We start from the raw sequence: 1,217 nt of genomic DNA on the forward strand, positions 1-1,217 counted from the left end.
GGCGGAGGGAGCGGGCGCAGAGTCTGCCGGAAGCTGCACGCGGGACGACTCCTGTGAGGTGCGGGCGGCCGGGGGTGCCCAGCATCGTGCCATACGTCACACCGCGGTGGAACGGCCGGGTGCGCTTCGCCGCCGCCCCGTCTCCCGCCCGGCCCGCACAGAGCCGCCCCCGCACAGGCCGCAGGCCGCTGCCCGGACCTCACGGGGTCCGGGCAGCGGCCTGCGGCCTGTGCGTCGCGGATGACGGATGGCGGAAAAGAGCCGTCTCAGCCGCGGCCCGAGCCGCTGCCCGGACCGCTGTAGTCCTCCCCGTAGGCGCCCTTGGCCGGGCGGCGGCGGCGCATCGGGGGCTCCACCCCGTCGGCGAGCCGGCGGGCGGTGAGCAGGAAGCCGGTGTGCCCGATCATGCGGTGGTCGGGGCGGACGGCCAGGCCCTCGACGTGCCAGGTGCGCACCATGGTCTCCCAGGCGGCCGGCTCGTTGAAGGTGCCGTGCTCGCGGATGGACTCCACGGTGCGGGCGAGCTGGGTGGTGGTGGCGACGTAGGCGCACAGGATGCCGCCGGGGACGAGGGCCTTGGAGACGGCCTCCAGACACTCCCAGGGAGCGAGCATGTCCAGGATGACCCGGTCGACCTCGGTGTCGGACAGGTTGTCCTGGAGGTCCCCGACGGTCAGCCGCCAGGCCGGGTGCGGGCCGCCGAAGTACCGCTCGACGTTCGCCTGCGCGATCTCGGCGAAGTCGGCGCGGCGCTCGTAGGAGTGCAGCATGCCCTGGTCGCCCACGGCCCGCAGCAGGAAGGTGCTCAGCGAGCCGGAGCCGACACCCGCCTCGACGACGCGCGCGCCGGGGAAGATGTCGGCCATCGCGAGGATCTGCCCCGCGTCCTTGGGGTAGACGACGGCAGCGCCGCGCGGCATGGACAGGACGTAGTCGGGGAGCAGGGGACGCAGCGCGAGGTAGGCGACGTTTCCCGTGGTACGGACGACCGTGCCCTCGGGAGCACCGATCAGCTCGTCGTGGGGGAAGGCTCCCTTGTGGGTGTGGAAGCTCTTCCCCGCCTCGAGCGTGAAGGTGTAGTGGCGTCCCTTGGGGTCGGTGAGCTGGACCTGGTCCCCGACCTGGAAGGGCCCGCGACGGCGGGCGGCACCGGTCGGTTCGGACATGGGGGCAAGGGTAGTCCAGGCACGCCCCCCGGCCGTAATCGAGGCCCGCCC

At 73.5% G+C, this 1,217-nt stretch carries 1 protein-coding gene; it reads right to left on the minus strand.

What is annotated here, in order from left to right; translation table 11 throughout:
* Positions 1 to 266: 266 nt before the first annotated feature.
* Complete coding sequence (locus L7D48_RS28910) at positions 267 to 1,166, minus strand: tRNA (adenine-N1)-methyltransferase (RefSeq protein WP_093662343.1); 900 nt, start codon at positions 1,164 to 1,166, stop codon at positions 267 to 269.
* Positions 1,167 to 1,217: the final 51 nt, after the last annotated feature.

This window comes from Streptomyces sp. ICN903 (assembly GCF_022015835.1).
Taxonomy (GTDB): domain Bacteria; phylum Actinomycetota; class Actinomycetes; order Streptomycetales; family Streptomycetaceae; genus Streptomyces; species Streptomyces fenghuangensis.

What these genes read in the sequence shown, in the direction of transcription:
- L7D48_RS28910 (WP_093662343.1), bottom strand. Translation starts at nt 1,166, where the DNA reads ATGTCCGAACCGACCGGTGCCGCCCGCCGTCGCGGGCCCTTCCAGGTC.